Here is a 22218-nt window from a genome sequence, read left to right on the forward strand (position 1 = left end):
AAGGGAGCTTACTCCCTGACGGGCACCTCAACTTTAAGGTATTCATCTTCACTGTTTAAGACGGCGATTGCTTCTGCTGTAGGGATATCATTAATGGCGTATAGCTTGCTGCCTTCAGAGAAAGTAGTGGAGAAGTTGTTGGGAGTATCTGCGATAGGCTCCAGGGACTGCAATGTAATTTCGCCGATTTGTTCCCCCACATCAGTAACCTGCGTTCTCGTAATTTGATATATTCGGTCATTCCATTTGACACATGGAAAGGCAATGGACCCCGCAGTGCGGATCTTTATGTGTTGACTAGAGGGACCCGGCTGCGGGGTTTGTACTTCTTGGTTGGCAGATGAGCAGGCAGCGAGGAAGATTACGCTTGCGGCAACGATGAACTTCTTCATTCGTCTGGTTTACTCCTTTCAGTAAGCTTTTAGTTGGAAAAACGTCACTTAAGTTCAGCCCATATCCCGATATCCCGTAAGATGGGTTAAATTAAGTGTTGTTTATCCAACTACAGCTCCATTTAGGGAGTTTCCCCGGAATTAGTTGACGTTTATTCAGGCAGTGTATAGGTATGCACAGTTTCTTCGCTGCCGTCCAGATAGTTAACAGTGAAGGTGAACACATTGCCCACACGCTTGGTGAACTTAATATGGTCCCCGGGGAACATGTAATCGATTTGCTCCACATCAAGCTGCCCTTCAGCACTGAGTAGCTCCTTGTACAGCGGGACTTGCTCGCCGGTAGTACGATTGACGAGTGTCAGGAGGGCTGTATCCAGAGGGCGGACCAGCAGGACATCCTTGAAGACAGCTTCGACATTATAGTAGACATCTTTCGTGACGGTTGCACCCATCAGGTGTGGTAAATCAATTGTTTCACTGACCGCTCCCGTTCCATCCTCAATCAGCCGCAAAGTCTGCCCGTCATTCAATACCAGCTTCCCCTCAGACCATTCGGCGGCTGTGCCGAAGGAGGTGTAGGTATCTATATGCCCCTGACGAATGACACTGCCATTTTTCAAAAGATAGGTGTAGTACCCGGCATGCAGATGCGGTTCGCCGTAAACATTGCTTACACGCAGCAAAGTCAGGCCTGCAGGTGTATGCTCGAAGGTGAAGTCAATAACATCCAGACCTCTGCCCAGCGTAGCAAGCTTGTGCTTCGTGTTCTGCTTGGTGGTGAGGTACAACTCACCGCTGTCAAGGGATAGGGAATACACTCCGCCCTCGAAGGTTTCCGAATAGCTGCGGTACATATGCAGATGATTGATCAGCAGAGTCTTCTTTGCAGAGTCCCACCGGACAGGTCCCCCTTCAAGTGCCGCTGCAATAAATTTAACAGGTACATACAGCTCTTGGTTTGACATATACGGAGTGCCGCCTAGCTGAACCTTCTGCCCGTCGAGTACACCGGTGGAGCTGCCCAGCTGTACACTGAAGCTTTTATTCCAGCCGCTGAATGTAGCAGTTTTAGCCGCATTGTTCCACAGGATCTCCATTCCGGTAGCTTTCACCAGATTGGCAGGCATGTAGGAGATTCCATTCTTAATCTGTGCGTTCCCCACTGAACTCCCCGATATACCGCTCTCACTGCTATAGGTAAAGTAGATCTTTACCTCAGAAACAGACTTGGCGGAAGCCGGGACTGCCGGTGTGCCCGTTGCCATTGCAAGTGCAAGTGCGGGGAGGAGTAATATTTTCCGGGTAATCTTCATCGTTCCCATCCTTTCAATAAAAGCGTGATTGCCATGCTCTGGCATTATTCTTCTGTTCCATATTGACGAATATATAGACGGATATAATGATGGAAGGTTTCGGGTGTTTGTAAAAATATGGACGAAGTGATGATGAGTATGCCCAGTCTCCTGTGGATATGCTACTATGTTGTTTAGAGTGGCAGAATAGCGCTTTCATCCGGGGCATGAAGGCAGTGATGAGATGGCCGGCCTGGTCGCTGGATGTACGGCGCAGGCTTCGCTGATCCCGACGGACACCGCTGGAATGTGCTCTATATGGATATGGATCAGATACCCGAAAGTTGAAATTAGGGAAAGCATACACTGCATGCAGGGGGAAACAAAGATGGATGTATTAGAAACGCAGCGGTTAATCTTACGGAGCTTCAGAGCAGAAGACGGGGACGATCTGCATGCCTATCTCTCGCAGGAAGAGGTTGTGAGATTCGAGCCTTACGGCGTATATGACCAGGCTGCAAGTAAGGCTGAGGCAGAGCGCCGGGCAACCGATCACGCCTTCTGGGCCGTATGTCTGAAGGACAGCGGCAGACTGATCGGGAACTTGTATTTCCAGCAGCAGAACCCGCCGCAGTTTCAGACCTGGGAGCTGGGCTATGTGTTCAACAGTAACTATCAAGGAAAAGGCTATGCGGCAGAGGCTTGCCGTGAGCTGCTGGCGTACGGCTTCGGTACGCTTGGAATCAGACGCGTGACCGCGCATTGTGATCCGGATAATCATCCGTCATGGCAGCTGCTCGAGCGGCTGAAGCTGCGCCGGGAGGGGCATTTTCTGCAGACAGGTTATTTCAAGCCTGATGAACAGGGCAACCCGGGATGGCATGATACCTATGCCTATGGTTTGCTTGGGAGTGAGTGGATGAGTATGAACCAAAGGGATGATGTTACCGGCAGATCGCTGTGAGGCTGGCGGAATTCGACCATTCCTCATGCTAGATTCGTTTCCGGCAGGATAGAGACTCTTAAGTTAGCACTAAGGGCATAAATGTTGTACATTGTGCAGCTTTGATTCCTGAATATCTGGGTGTTCGGGAGGATTGTTGTAGGAAATGCAACAATAGTTCTGCTAAACCGCCAAGTGGAGGAGAAATGCTGCATTTTCTACAACAATATTGGTTTTTGGACTGGTATAGTGAGGAGAATGTTGTATTACGTGCAGGATTTTACAAAATCTTCGAAGTATAGCCCCCACAGCCCCGCTGTGTGGGGCTATTTCACGTATGCGCCACCGGCTTTACATTCAGTTTATGTAAATCTTCAAGTGAGCAAATAATCATCTCCTATAGTAGTTTAAAAAGTAGTTAAAAAATAAACTATAGAATATAGGAGTGACAATCTCTTGAATTCATCCAGTAAAGCCATCCTTTCTCTTCTCCTCGCCGCAGAGCTTGCAGCCGGAACCGCATGGGGCGCAGGCCCGGTAGCCGCCGCCCCTTTGATACAGCCAGGCACTCCGTATAATGCTTCCGGCAGCTATGATGTAGCCGTTCCGCACATTGTCGTCAACCAGATTTACGGCGGCGGTGATGCCGAAACTACAGAGGGCTACTTCTCCAAAGGCTTCATTGAGTTATATAATCCCACAGATTCGGATGTGAATCTGAGCGGCTGGTCGGTGCAGTATTCCGATCCCGGCATGACCGGTGCCTGGAGCAAGCTTGCTCTGACCGGTACTATTAAAGCGCATACCTCCTACCTTATTACGTACGGTAAAGTGAATCCCGTCTACCAAAGTGACCTCAGCGGCAAGGGGGATCAGAGCTGGGATGAACTTCTTTTTAATAATAAAGGCATGAAGGTAGTCCTTCTTAGCAGTTCCGCTCTGCTGGAGAACGCAAATCCGTTCCTGGACAAGTCACCGGATTATGTAGATATGATCGGCACAGCTGGCAATGATAACGGTGCTACGATCGATGGCTATGAGGCGGATTATCCGACGGGCAAGACCGGCGGGACCTCCAAGCAAAAGTCAGTGCGCCGCACGGATTACGTGGACACGGACAACAATAAAGCGGATTTTGCGCAGATTTCATTCGATAAGCTGGATGGGGCAGCAATGAATCAGATGAAGCCGCATAACAGTGCCGATGGCGCCTGGGGGATAAAGGCTCCTGCCCTGGGCATAGCGACTGCATCATTGCCTCAGGCGACAGCAGGGTCGCCATATTCAGTATCCCTCTCGGTGTATGGCGGAACACAGCCGTATTCCTACTCCGCAGCGGGCCTGCCTGACGGGCTGAGCATTGACTCCGTATCCGGTGCAGTTAGCGGCACTCCGCTGAAATCCGGAAAGGAAACGGTAACTTTCTCTGTATACGACAGTGCTGCTCCTTCCAACAAGGCTGAAACGATGCTCCCGCTGACGGTCCAACCTGAGGCTGCTCCGCTTACGGAGGATGTCATCAGCATCACCAAAATTGGCGGGTATGCAGTTGGTACGACCAGTGAGGATGGCGGTGTAGCCGAGATCATTAAGTACAACCGTGATAACGGGAAATTCTACCTTGTCAACGGCTCAACCCATCCGGCATCGGTGGACATCGTGAATCTGAAGGATGGCATTCACCCGGAGAAGGAAACCAGCATCAATGTGGAGCAGCTGTCAGAAACCGGGGGCTTCAGCTACGGCGACTTGACGAGTGTCGATATCAATACGGCCACCAAGCGGATTGCTGTTGCTGTACAGGAAGAAGATGCATTGAAGAATGGTAAAGTGCTTGTGCTGGATTATGACGGCAGGCTACTGGAACAATATGAGACCGGCATCCAGCCGGATATGCTCAAATATACGGAAGACGGCCGTTATATTCTTACGGCAGACGAGGCCGAGCCCCGTACACTAGCAGGTGATCCTGAAGGCAGTGTAACGATCATCAATACGGCTACCAAAGCAGTGAACCTTGTGAAATTCGACGATCCGGGGGTTATTGATGACCTTGTGCATATCCGTGGTGCTGTGGATCCTAAGACCAAGCTGATTACCGGGAAAGGGAGCAAGGCGGATGCTAAACGCGATCTGGAGCCGGAGTTCATCGAGCTCTCCGGGGATCAGACAACAGCGTATGTCTCGCTTCAGGAGAATAATGCGATTGCCGCGGTTGATGTTGTCTCCGGAAAGCTGTTATGGGTCAAGGGTCTTGGATTCAAGGATTTCAGCAAGCCGGAGAATAAGCTTGATTTGATAAATGACAGTACGATCCATCTGGAGAATGTGCCGTTTAAAGGGGTCTACATGCCGGACGGTATCAGCCAATATACAGTAAACGGCAAAACCTATTTGTTTACAGCCAACGAAGGGGATGCCACCGAATGGGACAGCAAGGAGAATGCAACCAAGATCAGCAAAGTGAAAGGTCTGCTGAATCCGAATTCTGCTGCGGCCAAGTTCCTGAACGACACCGCGAAATATGACGGGGTAGAAGTGATGTCGGATATGGGCAATGACGGCATCTACCTGTACGGAGGCCGTTCTTTCTCAGTATGGGATGCGGCGGACATGACGCAGGTCTATGACAGCGGCAGCGATTTTGAACAGATTACTGCGGAACGTCTGCCAGACTATTTCAATGCAAGCAACAGCAATACGACACTTGACAGCCGCAGCTCCAAAAAAGGGCCGGAACCTGAATATGTCAAGGTAGGCATGGTGGGGAAAAAGGCGCTGGCCTTCACCGGATTAGAGCGTATCGGCGGTCTGATGACCTACGATGTAACCAATCCCGGGCAGCCGCAGTTTGTGAATTATATCAATTCCCGTGAATTCACGCCTAAGAATAATCTGGAGACCGACACCGGGCCGGAAGGGATTGATTTCATCCCGGCTACGGCCAGTCCGACCGGACTGCCGCTCGTGCTGGTCGCCAACGAGGTCGGGGGAACGGTTGCCGTCTACCAGCTGAACGTAACGAAAATTTCACTGGACCAGTCCTCGCTGTCTCTGACAGCCGGAGGAACGGCAGTAGTGCTCAAGGCAACAGCTCAGGCCAGCGGAGTAGCGGAGGGCCCGCTCAGCTGGAGCTCTTCCAACGCTTCTGTAGCTTCTGTCGATCAGACTGGTAAAGTAACACCGCATGCCGCAGGAACGGTTGTTGTCTCGGTATACAGTGCGGACGGCTACGGTGTAGCTGAATCGCAGGTAACGATTGCGGCTGCTGGTCCGGTTGCCAGCTTACCGGGGGCGGGTTCTTCCGGTGGAAGCGGGGTTTCACCAGGTGCAGCAGGGGCTGCAAACGCAACTGCTGCAGTTACTATAGAAGGCGGCAAAGCTGTCATGGGACTGAAGGGACAAGCTGATGCAGAAGGCAAACTCAGCTTGTCGGTAACCGCTGCTGAAGTGGCAGCAGCACTTGAGACCCTGAAGACTTCAAGTGCCAGGGAGCTTGTATTGCATATCATTTCGGGGCATGCGGCCGCAGCGGTGTCGCTGAAGATTCCAGCCGCAGCATGGGCTCAGATTGCCGGCAGTTCGCTGGAGGCAGTGAGTGTGACCGGAGGACCCGGTACAGTTACCTTCGACCGGGCTGCCTTCTCCGCCATTCACACGGCGGCAGGCAACGAAGATATCAGTCTGACCCTTGCCAAAGCCGAGCTCGGCAGTACCTTGACCGGTCAGGCAGCGGCGGGTTCAGCCAGCATCATTGGCAACCGCCCGGTGCTAAGCCTAATGGTTCAGGCCGGAGTGCAGGCGCTTTCGAGCTTCGGTGAAGGTAAGGTGGATGTAAGCATCCCTTATACACTGGCGTCCGGTGAAGACGCCAATGCGGTTGCTGCCTATCAGGTGAGCGCAGGCGGCGAGCTGGTTGTCCTTCCGGGCAGCAGCTATGATCCAGGGAACGGCCTGCTCTCCTTCCGCACGAATCATTTCTCGGTGTACGCGGTTGGCTACAATAAGCTTGTGTTTGCGGATACGGGAAGCAGTTATGCCAAGGATTCCATTACGTACCTTGCGGCACGCGGCATTGTTACCGGGGTCTCCTCAGAGACATTTGGCCTGAAAGGCAAGCTGAGCCGCGGCGATGCCGCGCTGCTCCTGGCCCGTCTGGCCGGGGCAGAGCTGAAATCCTCAGCTGGGGGCAGCTTTACGGATGTGAAGCCGGGGGACTATTATGCTGCCGCTGTGGACTGGGCGAATCAGAGCGGAATTGTCCGGGGAACGGGAGACGGAAGATTTGAACCCAAGGCACCGGTCACACGCGAGCAGTTCGCCGTGATGATGATCCGTCTGTCAGATTCAATGAAGTGGAATCTGCAGGAGAACGGCGGCTCTGCGGCCTTTGCAGATCAGCAGTTGATTAGCTCTTATGCAGTGGAAGCCGCCACAGCTGCAGCGCAGGCCGGCATTCTCACCGGCCATGCCAGCTCTGACGGCAGTGTTAACTTCGCACCTAAGGCAACCGCTACACGTGAGGAAACGGCACATATGTTAGCCAAACTGCTCAAAGCAGTGCAGAAATAAACCATTTTAAATGATTCCTGAAGGGTGTTTAGAGGCCATAAAGCGGCCTCTAAACACCCCTTTTGCCGTTAAAGGGAGCAGTTAGATGCATCATGGAAAAATCCGGAGCTTCGGGATAAGCTACAAGGGACGCATAAGGATGAGGATGAGAATGGAGCGTGGGGCTGACCATGAAGATTAATCGATTGCTGGGCATCGTAGTCTATCTGCTCAACCGGGAGACCGTCAGCGGGCGGGTGCTGGCCGGGAAGTTCGAAGTGTCCGCGCGGACCATTCAGCGGGACATTGAAGCGATCAGTCTGGCCGGGATTCCCATAGGCTCGCTGCAGGGCCTGAACGGCGGCTATTACATTCTGGACAGCTTCAAGATGAACAGGCAGCTGCTTCAGCCGCAGGACTATGCGTATATTCTGGCAGCGCTGAGAGGTTTCGTGTCCGGATATGACAGCAGGCAGGCTCAGGATACGGTGGAGAAAATGGTTGCGCTCTCGCCGGATAAAGAGGCGGCTCCGCAAGCTTTTCAGCTGAATCTCGGGGTGCTTCAGGAAGGTGTGGGGACCGGCGAAACCATCGCTGTACTTGAACGAGCGATCCGTGAGAAACATGCTGTCCAATTCCAATATACGAATGCCCATCTTAAGGCTTCCTCCAAGCGGGTTGAACCGCTGCTGTTGACCTACAAGTGGTACGCCTGGTATTTATTTGCCTATTGCTGTGTGCAAGCGGATTACCGCCTGTTCCGCTTGTCGCGGATGCGTGATATCTTGGCTCTGCCCGAACGCTTCACCACAGTTCATGGAGATGCGGAGCTCCTGCTGGCAGGGCATGGAGACAACCGGGTCTATCTAAATATTAAGCTGCTCTGTCCAGTGGAGTACCGGGTACTGCTGGAAGAAGCTTTGCCGAATGCCAGGATGCTGGAGATGCGCGGGCAAAACCTGGTAATGGGCTTTACGGTGCCTGAAGAGGAGCAGGGCTGGTTCGGCATTATCCTGCAGCACAGCCATCAGGTCACTGTTCTTGAACCGGAGTCACTCCGGGAGAAGCTGCTGGCCAGAGCCAGAATGATTCTGGATACTTACAGCTGAATAGCGACATAATGCTGTCTGATATAGCCCTCTATAATGGATTTATTCCATAGCATAAGGAGAGCTTAGCATGAAAATAGAAATATCAGATCCTTACGTAACCTGTCCTGTTTTTGAAACCAAGCAGTTCCGGCTTAGACAGGTACAACTGGAGGATGCAGAGGATTTATTGGGCTGTTACAGTGACCCTGAAGCCAGCCTGCTGTTTAACAGTGACAATTGCCGCTCAGATTTCCGGTTGAACACCCTGAAGGATATGCAGAATATTATCGGGGCATGGCTCGGGGAATATGAGAAAAGAGCCTATATACGCTTCAGTGTTGTGGATAAATTAGCGGGCACAACTGCAGGGACCATTGAATTTTTCTGCAGAAGAGGAGTGGACGGGGACGAGCAGAGTACAGGCGTATTGCGGCTGGATTTGGCCTCACGCTATGAGACAGAAGAGAACTTGTGCGAGCTTATCTCTCTAGCAGGAGAACGTTTCCGTGAATGGTTTGAATTCAGCGGGATGGTGACCAAAGCAGTGCCGCAGGCAGAACGGCGGATTCGTGTGCTGCGTCAGGAGGGGTATCACCGCTTAGAGCTGAACGGAAACTTTGGCTATACCGATTATTATCTGAAAAGATCCAATTAAAAGTTAATGATTAGTATTATTTGTCTCAGCCCTTCCGGTCTCCGTTTTGGAGAACAGGAAGGGCTGAATTTTCTGCTGAACAATATCGGAATTGTTCCTGGCATATCGGTATTCGTGAAGAACAAGCATAAAATTCAAGGAAATCGGTCATGGAATGGCAAATAGTGAACATGAATAGATCCGGCTCACCCCGCATAGATATTACTGATACTTTAAGGTGAGGGGTGAGGTTATTTGAGCACAGACGGAGCAGCCCGCCATCCGCAAATGCTGCAGCATCCGATCATACAGCCTTGTAATGTGGACCGGATGCCGGCGGTACATACCCAGATCTATCCGATTCCCGGTGTGCCGCAGCCGACGGAATATGTAACACTCCTGGATCCGGTGTTTCTCCAGCATATCAGCCGTCATGTGGGGCAACAATGCTTTGCCGTTATGACCACTACAGGCAGGATCGAAGGTACGCTTGCCGGAGTGGGCGTCGATCATATACAGATCAATCTGGAGGACCGTTCGCTGCATATACGGATTGCGCAGATTGTTTATTTTGAGGGGGCTCTGGCTTCGTATGTGTAGGTTGGCGGTATGAAATAAGCAATAAGCTTTATAGATTTTTTTTCATCCCTTATGGGATGGAGGAAGGTCTTTTTTTGTTACTTTGGAGATTAAACTATTTAAGAAAGCGGGAATGAAGGACATAAATGATGCTTTCTTTAACATTCAGGTAGTCAGAATTCCCTGTCTTCTCTTCATCTAAATGGTGAAAACCGTTGCCGATAGATTGTACCTTCCCTGCTCCCGTCGAATAGTTGCTGGTAATTCCACTATACTTCAAATTTAAATCTATTTCTGCAAAAAAGACACTCCCGGGTCCGGGAGTGTCTTAGGACTATCGTTATACTATTTTCTTAACAATATTATTCAAATATATACAGACTTAACCCTCACCCGCACCATGGCCCATAGTAGAAATTAATTGGGAGCTATTCAGATCTGTTGTGAATCCGATACCTCCAACCGGTAACATAATTACAAGTAGCAGACTAAACGAAGTTAGAAACATGATAAACTTTTTGGTCATTTGGATCCTGCACCTCTCTGATTAGAAATTGATACTTCACTTGCTCTTCTTCGCTGGCCTCATGCCGGTGCTGCTCAAACAAATTTACACATTTAATAATTAGGCTTTCATTATTGATTCTAACGGATGATTCCAAACTTTTGAGTATTACGCTAATTCCATCATGCCGTTTGTTGTGTAAATTATACATGGCTAGTTCAGTGAGGAATCTGGCATGCTGGTCTGCAATAATCTGATGATTATATTTGCCGAAGCCGGAGTTGTATGGTTCATAAGGAACATGCTTAGAAAACCTGGCAAGAATATAATCTATATTCCATCCGTAGCGGTTTGCTGATTTAATGATATTATAGACAGCTGTAAAAACCTGCCCCTCATGGTTAGAGATATAGTCTATATAATCCTGCAGCCCCTCATATTGCCCGGCCATTACACGGTAGAGGTAGGTGTTTGCTGTTCCCCAAAGCTTAAATTGAGCTAACGTCTCCCGGACCTCATCACTGTCTTCCTGTATCCAGTCGGCCTCCATATATTGTGGAATAAGATCTAGAGCCGCTGTATAATTCCTATACTCTTCCTGCACACTGGAGCGCATAAGATAGGAATATAGAATGTAGAAGTATAACGGTTTCTCGGGAGCTTTCTCGCTTCTGTCCTTGCGGCCGGAGGGATACTGGAAATTGTAGCTGAGCGTAGCCAAACGGAGCATCTCCAGGGCCAGCTCATCAACCTTGTCCCACTTGTGCAGTGAATAATAGACATGCATCAGGTGTTTCAGCCCATCCAGCTGATCTGCTACCTCTAACCGCTCAATATTGCATTCAAAAAGTAGAGCCGCCTGCAAATTGAGGACTTGGCTGTCACCAATGGAAATGCGGAATAAGCGGTATTGGCATATAGCAAGCCTTTCGGAATGCTGATACTTCTCACTTGCACTTACATTCTTGTACAGCACCGCTGCTGCCTGCCATTGGCCCTCCTGAAACAAGCCCTCGGCCACTTCAAACAGCATGGGTGCATAGATTAAATTGTCGAGCAGATTCCTAACCACAAGTTCAATACAGTCAAGCCGCCCTAGCTCTGCTGAACTCAGAATGAACGGGCGCAGACGCCGCCAGGTTGGTGCTGAATGATAGAAGCATTCGTCCACATACAAACTATAGAAATGGTCCACCGGTACTCCCATTCCCCGGGTTATCAATTCCAAATGACTCATGGCAATCGGCTGCTGGCCGTTAAGTAAACGGCTGAGCGTTCCCGAATTAATGCCGGTCTGTATGGAGAATTGATTAATGGACATATGCTGTGCAGAGAGATAAGCCTCTAAATGACTGCGAATCGTGGCTGCAGGCTCCAAAGAAACACCACCAATCTAATACCATAATTTAGGTTCTTCATGTTATAAGTGTATAATATGCGCCATTATACCACCGGTCAAGAGCGTGATTGGTAGAAACAGTGAACAACAGGAAAAAGCATCCCCGATGTAACAGGAACGCTCTTCCGGATTTTTGCAGATTGTGATATGAGACGCTTAGCTTCTGAAACTGGACTAGGCAGTGAAAATACCCGCCCCTCCCTGGCTCTTCCTTCTCTCGATCACCTCTTCGTAATCCTTGATCAATCCATCGAAAATATGCTCCCAGGAACGTCCGAGCGCGAGGCGCCGCCCTTCCCGGCCCATAGACGCACGCAAGGCATGCTGGGCGGCTAGGGTACTAATTCCGCGTGCTAGCGCTGCCGGATTACGGGGTTCGAACGAATTCCCGGTGACACCGGGAACAATCAGATCCTTGGTGCCGCCAGCATCTGCCGCGATGACCGGCAGCCCCGAAGCCATGGCTTCAAGCACTACATTGCCGAAGGTTTCCGTGCAGGAAGGGAAGACAAACAGGTCGGCTGAAGCGTACAGCTCCGCCAGCTCTCCGCCATGCTTCGCACCGGTAAAGGTTACGTTGTCCGGTGCCTGTGATTTTAGCTCAGAGAGGAGAGGCCCGTCTCCGACAATCAGCAGCTGCACACCGGAGCGTACGGATTCCGGCAGAAGCTGCATGGCGAGCAGCAGGGTGGTGATATCCTTTTCCGGGGCAATCCGTCCAACATAGAGCATAACCAGCGGCGCGCGCATACCATATCGCTCCCGCAACTCTTCACTTCGTTTCTCAGGAGAATAGAGAGTGCAGTCGACGCCTCTGGACCACAGGCGCAGTCTCATGAAGCCCTCTGCGCGCAGCGAGGTTAATGTCTCCTGGGAAGGGGCCAGCACAGCATCGCAGGAACGGTGAAACCATTTCATATATTTCCAGTAGAGCGGGACAATTCTTCTCATTTTGTAATATTCCAGGTAACGGTCGAAGTGGGTATGGTAGGAGGCAACATGAGGGAGCTGCTGCTTGCGGGCATAGCGGAGGCCGGATAAGCCGATGTTGAACGGGGTGGCCAGATGGATCAGATCAGGGGCGAAGGCCGATAGCTCACTTTGAATAGAGGACATGCCCGGCAAGGCCAGTCTGCACTCGGGATACAGAAAAAAAGGGATGCTGGCGATGGGGCGGACGGGATCGGGGTAGCTGCTCTCCGGTGCGGACTTAGGGGTAAACAACAGATGCTTAATTCCCCTGCGGTGCAAATGACCGGTTAACCGGCTAAGCGTGCGGGCAACACCATTGGTCTGCGGAAGAAACGTGTCCGTGAATAGAGCCAGACGCATCGGAATCCCTCCCTGTATTCTTGTTGCCTTGATCTTAGCAGGTGAATATTTCATGGAGATCAACCGCAGGTTAAACATCTGGTACAGAGGAAGATCAGGGAGTTTCGAATCCGCTTTTTTTTCAAGAAGGGGTGGAGCGGGTATACATAGGTATCAGGAATGAAGGAGGTAAGAGGATATGAATAAAGATCTGCCGCCAGAGGTTCCACCGGAAGTTGTACCTGAAGTGAAGCCGGACATGATCCCTGAACCGGGACCGGTTGTGATTCCCCCGGAGGTTCCTCCGCAGGAGCAGCCGGAAATCATTCCCCAGACCCCGCCGGAGATTATTCCGAGGGAGCCTTTGTAATGGTTGATATAAGCCGGGTAAATGGAACGGCATGGAGATAATAGGAAAGACAATGGGATAATAGGAACGACATCTGGATGATAGGAACAATATTGGGATGATAAGAACATTACCAGTGATTATAGGCACAGTAAGTGACGATAGGAATACTATAGGATGGATTTCGAGGAGCGTCCGGGAAACCGGGCGCTTTTTGGCTGCTTGGGAGATATACAGGTGGAATATTGTGAGAACTCGGTTTGGCTGCGCGGGAAGCGGGCGGGATGATGTTGTTCCAAAATAAACATTGTAAACATTCTATATATTTGCTTCGCGCCAATAATATGAGTTCCCCTTTCGCTGAAGTGGACTGAGATTCCGCTATTTCAGCTAAAACCCTCCATATGAAGAGTATGCGGACTGAGAATCCGCTATCTTGTTCAAATGGGGATGAAATGAGGAGTAGTCGGACAAATAAGCGATTCTGAGTCCGGTTGGGCGGGAAATCGGCTTGTTTTGTTTAAATAGCGGATTTTCAGTCCGCTTCATCAGCTGGCGGGCATGAAGTGACTGCGAAGCGCCGCCGGAGCGGCGAAGTTACGCGAAGCGCCGCCGGGAAGCGGCCAAGTTACTGCAAGGTGCGGCCAGAAGCGCCCAAGCTTTGGCCAAGCGCCCACCCGTTCCCACCGCCTCCCCCCCCCGGCAGCTCCATTGCCCCGGTTGAAGCGGCGGCAGAGCCGGGTGAGACGCTGACTGCGATCAGCTGCCAGGCAGGCTGGACCAGATGGGCTCTGCATATTGGTTCTGCAGGTTCATGCTGCATTCCTTGCCCGTATCGTACGAACGGTCGCCCAGCACGGATCTGAAAAGCCCGAACTTATGCTCTGCAGCCGCAGCGTCCGTACATTCCAGCCAATCAGCGAGCGCGGTGAGCACAGTCCGGCCTTCCTCCAGCGCCTGCTCCCACAGCTCCCAGACGGATTCCGTCCGGACCTCGGAATACAGTGCGGAATGCCGCCACTCGGCGTGTTGGTCATTCAGATAATCCAGCTCCTCTTCGTGGGCAGTCAGCTTCCGGGAGAACAGACGCCGGGTGCGGCCCCAGGCGAGGGCCTTCTTCCAGCCCTTCGGGTCATAAAGACATCTGTGAGCCAGCACCATATCCCGGTAGGAGCTCTGCCAGATGTCGGAGGGCAGCTTGCCCATGGCTTCCGGATAGTGCCGGAGTGCAGTGGTGTGAAGAATATGATGAACCGGCTCAGGTAGCCGGGGACCTGCGTCAATTCTTGTCCAGGCAGCATTCTGCCAGGTATTGATGCCCCGCAGCCGCTTCATGAACAAGGTATCCAAATCGATCTCGAACCGCTGGTGATCGCGGAATTTGTAGCCTGCCTTCCAATTAATGAATGGGTGCAGGTTCCGGTCCAGCAGATGATGAGTCAGGAAGCCAAGGAAATAGAGCCGGGCCTGGTCCGCCTCCGGCCCTTCGAGAGTCCGCGCAGCTTCCCAGCAATCAATAAGCACAGGCCCGCAGTGCTGCGTATGCATCAGATCCCCGAGATGAAGGGCCCCCGCATCCTTGCTCCAGGGCAGAAAACTATGATACAGCAGGAAATCAGGGCCCTGACATCCGAGATTATACAACTGTTCCTGCTGCTGCAGATGATGTAAGAACGGGAACCGGCTGCGGAATTCCCCGGCCAGCTGTTGCCCGTATTCGAGATGCATCCAGATATTAGGCATGATTAATCCTCCTACAGGTTTTGTGAGCACAGCTTAATACAGATCTGTACCTATTGTAACGCCTGCATGTTAAAACAAAATGAGAAATGTGTTAACCGTCTTGAAGTATGGCATTTTTGTACGTTAAGGTAGACATTATTACAGGCATAAGAGTATTCTTATATGGCTTTAATACAACCACAGCTATGAATTTACAACTGGCAAAAGGAGATCTGTGCGTATGAAGTCTCGTCCCTCTGACCGAATTAAAATGCCTCCGGGATTCTGGGCAGGCATAAATCACATAGGAATTGCCTCCCGCGACGTGGCCCGCCATGCACAGCTGCCTGTATCGATAATAACGGAATCCTCAGTCACCACTGCCCAATATTTCGCAATCTGGCAGGCGTATTCCGAGCTCACCGGGGACACTGCAGAGGGGATCATCAAGCTTGCAGCCGCCTTTGAAACCACACAGTATCCCCCAGCCGTCTTAGCGTTGTATCACGCCCGCGACTACCGCGATGCTCTGAAACGTATGGCCAGATACAAACAGCTGTGTCCTCCCGAAAGTCTGCGGATCAAGGAGGAGAACGGGCATTGTACAGTTGAACTGGAGTGGCTGAATACCGAAGCATCCGGTCCGCCGGTGCTGGCAGGGATCACTTTGGCCTTTCTTTTGGAGCTTGGGAGGAAGGGGACAGGCCGTCACTTGAAGGCACAGTCCGTCGAATTTACGCAGTCCATGGGCGATGCACGGGTCCTCGAAGCCTACTTCGGCTGTGCAATCCAGGCAGGCGGGCAATGTAACCGGCTGACGCTGCATCGAAGTGATCTAGATCTTCCCTTTGTATCGTATAACGAAGAGCTGCTGGAGATCCTGACGCCCGCTCTGGACCGGTCACTCGATGAACTGCATGACAACCGCTCTATTACCGGAAGGGTCAAAATGGTCATTAAACATAGCCTTGCAGGAGGATGCCCCGGCATTCAGGCCGCTGCGAAGGAGCTTAAGATGAGCGGCCGGACCCTGCAACGCCGGCTGACTGACGACAATACGACCTTCAAGCAGCTGTTGACAGAAGTCCGGCATGAGCAGGCCCTGGAGTACCTGGCAGACCCTTCGCTTGATATTAAAGAAGTGGCTTACCTGCTTGGCTACGAGGACCAGAACTCATTCTACCGTGCTTTCCGTCTGTGGGAGGGGGACACCCCTTCGAAGTGGCGTGCTGAGCATCTTCCGGATGCCGGCATATCGTGAGCAGTATGTTTTGGCGTGTTAAACAAGAAGTTTGGCACATGGGGCTAGTTACTGAATAATCCCGGCGGGGTACAATATTCACTATCCGGAACACAGGAATGTTCGAATAAGGAGAAGTGGATTATGGATATGGGATTAAACAACACAACAGCATTCGTTACAGGATCTACGAAAGGCATAGGGAAAGCTATTGCTATAGAGCTTGCCAAGGAAGGCGTTAACGTACTGGTCAATGGAAGGAATTACGAAGAGGCAGAGCGGACCGTCAGTGAATTGAAGATGAATTTCCCGGCCACCTCTCCTCAGAATGCCGCTGCGGATATAGTGGACGCTTCACAAAGGCAAGCTTTATTCGCAAAATTCCCCAGCGTTGATATTCTGATCAACAATATGGGCATTTATGAATTGATGCAGTATGAGGATGTTGACGATGACATATGGGAGAAGTATTTCCGTACGAATGTGCTTGCTGCAAACGGATTAACGAAATTATATATACCTGGAATGTTGAAAAAAGACTTCGGCCGTATCCTTTTCATCGCCAGTGAAGAAGCCGTCATGCCTTCAGGACAAATGCCTCAATATGCAATGACCAAATCTATGCTGCTGTCCTTGTCCAAGAGTCTGTCCAAACTTACAGCAGGAACTGAGGTTACGGTTAATACAATCATGCCTGGACCTACATTGTCTGAAAATGTGCAGCAAATCATTGACGGGATGTATCCTGAGGAGAAGCTAACGTTTGCAGAAAAAGAGAAGAAATTCATGGCTGCAAGTCTGCCGCAATCTGAATTACAGCGTTTCATCAAGCCTATGGAGATCGGCAGACTGGCTGCTTTTGTATGCAGTCCCCATGCGGCAGCATTTAAAGGCTCTCCAATCCGTATGGATGGTGGAATGGTGCCGGTTATTTACTGATGGAGGAGGATGTATGGATACACGGTTAATATTCAATGAGGATGCGGCGAATTATGATAAATGGAGGCCGTCCTATTGTGAGGAATTGTTCCAGGACATTATAGCGTATTCCCGGACCGGACAGGGCGGCAAGGCTATTGAAATCGGGATCGGAACGGGCCAGGCCACCCGGCCTTTTCTGGAAACGGGCTGCGAATTAGCGGCCATTGAACTTGGGGCAGACCTTGCGGAATACTCACAACTAAAGTTCCGGGAACACAAGAATTTCAGAGTGCACAATACGACTTTTGAAGAATTCACAGGTCCGGACGAGAGTGTAGACCTCATTTACTCCGCTACTGCATTTCATTGGATTCCAGAGCACATAGGTTATCCGAAGGCATTCAAATTGTTAAAAGCCGGCGGCACACTGGCCATATTCTGGAACCGGCCTTTTGCAGCACGGGAGGATGACGAATTACATCAGCATATTCAGCGTATTTACCAGCAGTACAGGCCCTCAAATACCAAATTAATCGAACATGATACGGAAAGATATAATGCCATCTCACAGAATCTGCATACCTACGGGTTCAGGGATATCCAGCTTAAGCTGTATCACCTAACCAGAAGCTTCTCCTCAGCGGATTACATTGCCTTACTCAATACATATTCAGACCATAGAAGTATGCCTTCTGCCATTAAAGCGCCGTTTGAGGAAGAGATCAGAGCGGCCATCAATAAGTTCGGCGATGTGATGACTATATATGATACGATCGACCTGCATTTGGGCAGAAAATGAAGGATTGCCGACTTCCGATTTCTGCTAGCTCGGCGGAATAGGTCATCTGTAATGACAAACAAACAGCGGCAGCTCAGGGACATTTAGGTCCTTGGCTGCCGCTGTTTGTTTGTATCAGAGGGGAGTTCAGTCCATACTGATCAAGTCGCGGAATACACCGGGAAAAGAATCAGGGACCGCAATCGCGCCGACACTCTTCTCATAGAAAGGCACTGCGTCCACGACCCAGCCGATAATGGCGTAGCCGTAGCCGTTCCGGTGCATCGCGGACAGGCATTCCAGCAGCAGTGCCTTCCCGATGCCGAGGCCCCGGTAATCCTCCAGTACGCCGGTCGGGCCGAAGAAGTTCTTCACAACAACATCGTGACAGGCAAAGCCGATTACTTCGCCCTGCTTCACAGCAATATAGCAATGGACGGGCAGATGCGCGAAGGCCGTCTCGCATTCATTCCGCCAGCTATTCGTGAAATGGCGGCCGACGAAATCCACGATGGCCTGCTTATCCCCGGTCATCGCCCGTTTAATGGCAATTCCTTCTCCCCGCAGACGTTCCAGTAGTGCCTCATTGTCCGGCAGATCATATAGCTTAACAAGCATATCAGGCATCAGCTATCCCCCGCTTTCTGTTCAATCATCTCAAGATCTGTAATCATCCCGTGCAGGTCCGCTTCGAATAATTCCAGCCGGTAGAACCGGGAGCGGATGAACAGCTCCGCCATCTGCGGCGGAAGCAGCTCTGCAAGCACGCTCTGCATCCGCTGCCTGGCTCTGAGTAAATCACCATATCCGCTCCTGTATTTATCCCGGAGGAAGGTGATCACTTCCTCGCTGCCCGGCGACATCGCTCCCCGGAAAAGGAACGTATGCAGCGGGGAGCGGCGCTGCGCCGGGATCTCATACTGGATCATGGCGTCGATCAGTTCGGCAGTGAGGCGGTTCTTCTTCACAGCCGGAAGCAGCTGCGGAATCAGGGAATAATAGTCGGGTACTGCGTAATCCGCCCATTCCTCGCCCATAAGCTGAGCCGTATCCATACCGTGGAACTGGTACAGGAAACGGGTCAGGAAGGAGGGGACATCCGCCTTGGCATTCCAGCTCTGCTCTGCGGCAAAAAACGCCGGATAACGCGAGGTCTCGAACAGGCCGTAAGGACTGCCCAGCGAGAACGGGCATCCCCAGTTCGTATGAATGATTCCGTCCAGCTGCTCCGATTGCGCCAGCTGAATCCAGTCTAGCACATTCTTGATCCGGTTATGAATCACCGGATAATTCTGGTCGCCGTTATCATCCCAGCAGCGTACAGAGGAGGCGCCGATGGTCTCAATGCCGGCGTCGCGCAGCTTGTGGAGAATGAGCCGGGCATCCGCCTTCATCCGGTGCCCGCCGTAGATCCAGACCACCACTACGACACGCTTGTCGAGTGCGGCGATCTCGTCCAGGGTGGCGTGCATGATCATATCATGCCAGATCATCGGTGTTTTGCCGAGGCTGAGCGTCTTCTCAGCCAGCTGATTGACAAAGCGGATGAAGGAGGCTTCCGGAGTAAGCCCGGAATTCCGGCAGTCTTCACAGGTGCCGAGTGTCCAGACCTCATCACAGCCCAGATGAAGATAATCGCTGTGCGGATGAAGCGCAGCCACTTCCTCCAGAATGCCGGCCATCATCTCGAAGGAGCCTGCCCGGTGAGGGCATAATTCCGAGACAGTCTCCGGGACTTCACGCAGACCGATGTAGACCGGATGCTTCAGAATATATTCCAGATGCCCGAAGGACTGCTGCTTCGGAATCACTGTGACGAAATGGTCATGTGCAGTCTGCAGTAACAGCCGGTGCTCTTCCTCCGTGAAGGCCAGCCCGGGATGGCGCAGGAAGCTCAGCTTCCGGAACGGCAGCTTGTCCTCATATTCGATGATCAGCGTATTGATCTTGTAGCTGGCCAGCTCTGCGATATACTCCAGCATATGCTCATAGGTCGGATAGACGGTGCGCAGATCCAGATAATCACTGCGCAGCCGCAGATCCGCCCAGTCGGCAACCGTCAGCGCAGGCACGGTACTGCCGCCGCTGCTATGGAGCATCTGTTCCAGTGTCTTAATCCCGTAGAAAAGTCCGGAAGCGCTAAGTGCGTATAGTTCAACCCGGCCTGTATCTGTAATCAATACGTAACCGTCATGCTTGCCCTCTACCCGCCGGGCCATGCGGGGATTGAAGGGGGTTCCTTCAGAGACTAGGGCGTATACACTGCTGCCGCCAGACTCCAGGTTCACCGTAACCCCTGCAAATATCCCTTGCGCTGCCGCCAATAACCGGACATCATTCCCGGGACTCCATAGCTGCACCGTCCAGCCGCGGATGCCGCTGACCGGTTCCGGTCCCCGGCTCTGCACCACCTGAGGCTGCGGAATCAGTGGAATGTTCATAGCCAGCGGACCCGGCCCTTGAAGCGCTCAATGAAGCGGTTATTCCATTCATCCCCGCCGGGAGCGTTGCCGCTGCGCCAGACCGGCACCTCAATCCCTTTTTCCCCGAGACAGGCCGCCGTGGTCATCATCAGTGAATTCAGCAGGAAAGCGTTGGCGAACGTTGAGGTCGAGCCCATCTTCGGTTCAATGCCGTCAATATGCAGGGCAGCATCCCCCGGCTTGACCTTGCTGTCCAGCACATAGTCGCACAGCTCATACAGGTTCTGCCCCGAAGGATGGCGGGCAATATGATTCTTGGGGGTAGCTTCGGCATGGCCGACAGAGGTGACAGCAATCGTTGTAACCCCCCGGCGCCGCGCCTCCAGGGCAGCATCGATACAAGCGGTGTTAATGCCGTAGGCATTGGCAAGGATCAGGATGTCACCTTCGCCCAGCCGGTTATCTTCTATAACAAGTGTTCCGTAGCCGGGAGTACGTTCAACGGCCATCGAGCGCAGAGCGCCGTTCGAGATCATCGTGCCTTCATCTAATATAGCGCTGATATGCATCAGGCCGCCTGCGCGGAAGAATACCTCGGTCGCATTCATGTTGGAATGTCCGCCCGGACCGTACAGATAGACCAGCTTATCCTCTGCAATATGATCCGCAAGCAGCTCCGCCACCTGCACCAGCTTGTCCCTTGGCTCACTCCGTATCTCATTCAGCAGCTCCACAATGCTTTCCATATAAGCGGACATAATATCTGACTTTGCGTTCACCTGCATTCCTCCTAAAAGTTTTGTAAGCATAAGCTTCCTGAGTCTCTTCGCAAAACTGGCTTCGGAAGCATACGCTTTAAGTTTTGTAAGCATAAGCTGTGCTTGCCTAGAAGATAACAAAGCGGGCAGGCGTAGTAAATCAACTATTTTGCGCAAATCCGCACCGTTTTTGACTGATTTGGCCAGCAGCAGGCCATGAGGTGTGCAAATCGCTGATTGGGACAACGGCAGGTAAAAATTTTTCTGAACGGGTCAGGATCGTGACTTATGTAAAATTATTCGCTTTTCTATAATGAGAGATAACATCACGCAAGAGGGGGACAGAGCCTTGAAGACGTCAGTTGCCTTGCCACAGTCCCGGGAGAATCCGGTCAACCGCCGAAACAAACGGAAATGGAAAGAAATAGGGATGGGTTATCTGTTCACAGGGCCCATGCTGCTTGGAGTTATTGTATTTACGCTGATCCCTATGATGTTCTCCTTCGTACTCAGCTTCACCAAGTGGTCGTTCGTCACCGGGTTTGACAAGATCCGCTGGAACGGACTGGACAATTTCCGCCAGCTGTTTCAGGATGAAGTGTTTCTGAAGTCACTGGGCAATAATTTCATTATGCTGCTGGCGGTACCGGTGGGAATGGCTATAGCGTTGATCCTGGGGGTGATTATTACGGGTCATGTCTACGCCCCGGGTGCGTTCAAGGTCATCTATTTCATGCCCCAGATTTCCAGTGTCGTCGCTGTCGCAGTAGTGTGGCAGGTTCTGTTCCATCCCTCCTACGGTCCGGTTAACGGCTTCCTGATGGCACTCGGAGTGGACAACCCGCCCAAATGGCTGGCCGATCCATCGTATGCGCTTCCATCGGTTATGCTGCTGATGATCTGGATAGACCTTGGGGTCTCGCTGATTATCTACATTGCCGGGATCAAGAATATTCCTGCCGATCTGTATGAAGCGGCGACGATCGACGGTGCCTCGAAGTTCGCCCAGTTCCGCTCCATTACTTTTCCGCTGCTGACGCCGACGACCTTTTTCCTGCTGGTAACCGGAATTATCGGCAATTTCAAATCCTTCGCGCTGGTTAAGGTGCTGACGGAGGGTGGTCCGGCCAACTCTACTTCGGTTGTGGTCTACGACATGTATCAGACCGCATTTGTGGATCTTCAGACGGGCTATGCTTCCTCCATGGTCATGATTCTGTTCGTTATCGTACTCGCCATCACCGGCTTGCAGTGGCTGGGACAGCGTTATTGGGTCAATTACTAGAAAGGGAGGGACCCCTGTGAAATTAAGAAATCTGGACTGGGG

The 22218-nt window shown here is 51.7% G+C and carries 19 protein-coding genes and 1 pseudogene; 11 read left to right on the forward strand and 9 right to left on the reverse strand.

The window, feature by feature from the left end:
* Positions 1 to 8: 8 nt before the first annotated feature.
* Positions 9 to 392 (reverse strand): hypothetical protein, encoded by a 384-nt coding sequence (locus tag R50912_RS11045; protein WP_042234798.1) that lies wholly within the window; start codon positions 390 to 392, stop codon positions 9 to 11.
* Between the two features lie 152 nt (positions 393 to 544).
* A complete protein-coding gene (locus tag R50912_RS11050) occupies positions 545 to 1708 on the reverse strand; it encodes a copper amine oxidase N-terminal domain-containing protein (RefSeq protein ID WP_231637821.1) in 1164 nt (387 codons plus the stop codon).
* Positions 1709 to 1948: 240 nt separating this feature from the next.
* Between R50912_RS11050 and R50912_RS35870 the strand changes: the two are divergent.
* From R50912_RS35870 to R50912_RS11075, 6 genes and pseudogenes are all read left to right on the forward strand, one after another.
* A pseudogene (locus R50912_RS35870) lies at positions 1949 to 2035 on the forward strand (VOC family protein); the annotation flags it as partial.
* A 40-nt stretch (positions 2036 to 2075) separates the two neighbouring features.
* Complete coding sequence (locus R50912_RS11055) at positions 2076 to 2651, forward strand: GNAT family N-acetyltransferase (protein WP_042234800.1); 576 nt, start codon at positions 2076 to 2078, stop codon at positions 2649 to 2651.
* A 435-nt stretch (positions 2652 to 3086) separates the two neighbouring features.
* Complete coding sequence (locus tag R50912_RS11060; protein WP_231637822.1) at positions 3087 to 7202, forward strand: choice-of-anchor I family protein; 4116 nt, start codon at positions 3087 to 3089, stop codon at positions 7200 to 7202.
* Between the two features lie 158 nt (positions 7203 to 7360).
* Entirely contained in the window at positions 7361 to 8290 is a 930-nt protein-coding gene (locus R50912_RS11065) for a helix-turn-helix transcriptional regulator (protein WP_042234805.1), read from the forward strand.
* Positions 8291 to 8360: 70 nt separating this feature from the next.
* Positions 8361 to 8927 carry a GNAT family N-acetyltransferase gene (locus R50912_RS11070; protein ID WP_052416216.1) on the forward strand — a complete coding sequence of 189 codons (567 nt, stop codon included), beginning with the start codon at positions 8361 to 8363 and terminating at the stop codon, positions 8925 to 8927.
* Between the two features lie 234 nt (positions 8928 to 9161).
* Complete coding sequence (locus tag R50912_RS11075) at positions 9162 to 9506, forward strand: DUF2642 domain-containing protein (RefSeq protein ID WP_231637823.1); 345 nt, start codon at positions 9162 to 9164, stop codon at positions 9504 to 9506.
* A 467-nt stretch (positions 9507 to 9973) separates the two neighbouring features.
* Here R50912_RS11075 and R50912_RS11080 read toward each other — a convergent pair whose 3' ends face one another.
* On the reverse strand, positions 9974 to 11368 hold the full coding sequence (locus tag R50912_RS11080; RefSeq protein WP_231637824.1) for a helix-turn-helix domain-containing protein: 1395 nt from the start codon (positions 11366 to 11368) through the stop codon (positions 9974 to 9976).
* A gap of 195 nt (positions 11369 to 11563) precedes the next feature.
* The gene (locus R50912_RS11085) at positions 11564 to 12721 is read right to left on the reverse strand and encodes a glycosyltransferase family 4 protein (RefSeq protein ID WP_042234807.1); all 1158 of its coding nucleotides are present in this window, start codon (positions 12719 to 12721) and stop codon (positions 11564 to 11566) included.
* Positions 12722 to 12899: 178 nt separating this feature from the next.
* Between R50912_RS11085 and R50912_RS34895 the strand changes: the two genes are divergently transcribed.
* Complete coding sequence (locus R50912_RS34895; protein WP_156123072.1) at positions 12900 to 13070, forward strand: hypothetical protein; 171 nt, start codon at positions 12900 to 12902, stop codon at positions 13068 to 13070.
* Positions 13071 to 13597: 527 nt separating this feature from the next.
* Here R50912_RS34895 and R50912_RS36195 read toward each other — a convergent pair.
* Together R50912_RS36195 and R50912_RS11090 are read right to left on the reverse strand one after the other, a co-directional pair.
* Positions 13598 to 13726, reverse strand: a complete 129-nt coding sequence (locus R50912_RS36195; RefSeq protein ID WP_269322098.1) for a hypothetical protein — start codon at positions 13724 to 13726, stop codon at positions 13598 to 13600.
* Between the two features lie 82 nt (positions 13727 to 13808).
* Positions 13809 to 14792, reverse strand: coding sequence for a zinc dependent phospholipase C family protein (locus R50912_RS11090; RefSeq protein ID WP_042234808.1), 984 nt, complete (start codon positions 14790 to 14792; stop codon positions 13809 to 13811).
* A gap of 220 nt (positions 14793 to 15012) precedes the next feature.
* Between R50912_RS11090 and R50912_RS11095 the strand changes: the two genes are divergently transcribed.
* The 3 genes from R50912_RS11095 (at position 15013) to R50912_RS11105 (ending at position 17731) form a co-directional block, all read left to right on the forward strand.
* Positions 15013 to 16032, forward strand: a complete 1020-nt coding sequence (locus tag R50912_RS11095; RefSeq protein ID WP_042234809.1) for an AraC family transcriptional regulator — start codon at positions 15013 to 15015, stop codon at positions 16030 to 16032.
* A 123-nt stretch (positions 16033 to 16155) separates the two neighbouring features.
* Positions 16156 to 16950, forward strand: coding sequence for an SDR family NAD(P)-dependent oxidoreductase (locus R50912_RS11100; protein WP_042234810.1), 795 nt, complete (start codon positions 16156 to 16158; stop codon positions 16948 to 16950).
* 13 nt (positions 16951 to 16963) lie between these two features.
* Positions 16964 to 17731: a class I SAM-dependent methyltransferase gene (locus R50912_RS11105; RefSeq protein ID WP_042234811.1), complete on the forward strand. Its 768-nt coding sequence runs from the start codon at positions 16964 to 16966 to the stop codon at positions 17729 to 17731.
* Positions 17732 to 17857: 126 nt separating this feature from the next.
* Here R50912_RS11105 and R50912_RS11110 read toward each other — a convergent pair whose 3' ends face one another.
* From R50912_RS11110 to R50912_RS11120, 3 genes are read right to left on the reverse strand one after another with little or no spacing between them, the layout of a single operon-like run.
* Positions 17858 to 18337: a GNAT family N-acetyltransferase gene (locus R50912_RS11110; protein WP_042234812.1), complete on the reverse strand. Its 480-nt coding sequence runs from the start codon at positions 18335 to 18337 to the stop codon at positions 17858 to 17860.
* Positions 18337 to 20151, reverse strand: coding sequence for a glycoside hydrolase family 20 zincin-like fold domain-containing protein (locus tag R50912_RS11115; protein ID WP_052416219.1), 1815 nt, complete (start codon positions 20149 to 20151; stop codon positions 18337 to 18339). Before R50912_RS11115 ends, R50912_RS11110 begins: the two co-directional genes overlap by 1 nt.
* Positions 20148 to 20912: a sugar isomerase domain-containing protein gene (locus tag R50912_RS11120; RefSeq protein WP_231637825.1), complete on the reverse strand. Its 765-nt coding sequence runs from the start codon at positions 20910 to 20912 to the stop codon at positions 20148 to 20150. The genes R50912_RS11115 and R50912_RS11120 overlap by 4 nt, the downstream gene beginning before the upstream one ends.
* A gap of 328 nt (positions 20913 to 21240) precedes the next feature.
* Here R50912_RS11120 and R50912_RS11125 point away from each other — a divergent pair, with 328 nt between their 5' ends.
* Positions 21241 to 22176, forward strand: coding sequence for a carbohydrate ABC transporter permease (locus R50912_RS11125; RefSeq protein WP_331281911.1), 936 nt, complete (start codon positions 21241 to 21243; stop codon positions 22174 to 22176).
* The last annotated feature ends 42 nt before the right edge of the window (positions 22177 to 22218 follow it).

The sequence above is a fragment of the Paenibacillus sp. FSL R5-0912 genome, assembly GCF_000758605.1.
Lineage (GTDB): Bacteria > Bacillota > Bacilli > Paenibacillales > Paenibacillaceae > Paenibacillus_AQ.

Coding starts and splice junctions, on each gene's coding strand:
- R50912_RS11090 (WP_042234808.1), bottom strand. CDS start 14,792: ATGCCTAATATCTGGATGCATCTCGAATACGGGCAACAGCTGGCCGGG.
- R50912_RS11115 (WP_052416219.1), bottom strand. CDS start 20,151: ATGAACATTCCACTGATTCCGCAGCCTCAGGTGGTGCAGAGCCGGGGA.
- R50912_RS11055 (WP_042234800.1), top strand. CDS start 2,076: ATGGATGTATTAGAAACGCAGCGGTTAATCTTACGGAGCTTCAGAGCA.
- R50912_RS11085 (WP_042234807.1), bottom strand. CDS start 12,721: ATGCGTCTGGCTCTATTCACGGACACGTTTCTTCCGCAGACCAATGGT.
- R50912_RS11110 (WP_042234812.1), bottom strand. CDS start 18,337: ATGCCTGATATGCTTGTTAAGCTATATGATCTGCCGGACAATGAGGCA.
- R50912_RS11070 (WP_052416216.1), top strand. CDS start 8,361: ATGAAAATAGAAATATCAGATCCTTACGTAACCTGTCCTGTTTTTGAA.
- R50912_RS11105 (WP_042234811.1), top strand. CDS start 16,964: ATGGATACACGGTTAATATTCAATGAGGATGCGGCGAATTATGATAAA.
- R50912_RS11045 (WP_042234798.1), bottom strand. CDS start 392: ATGAAGAAGTTCATCGTTGCCGCAAGCGTAATCTTCCTCGCTGCCTGC.
- R50912_RS11050 (WP_231637821.1), bottom strand. CDS start 1,708: ATGAAGATTACCCGGAAAATATTACTCCTCCCCGCACTTGCACTTGCA.
- R50912_RS11095 (WP_042234809.1), top strand. CDS start 15,013: ATGAAGTCTCGTCCCTCTGACCGAATTAAAATGCCTCCGGGATTCTGG.
- R50912_RS11100 (WP_042234810.1), top strand. CDS start 16,156: ATGGATATGGGATTAAACAACACAACAGCATTCGTTACAGGATCTACG.
- R50912_RS34895 (WP_156123072.1), top strand. CDS start 12,900: ATGAATAAAGATCTGCCGCCAGAGGTTCCACCGGAAGTTGTACCTGAA.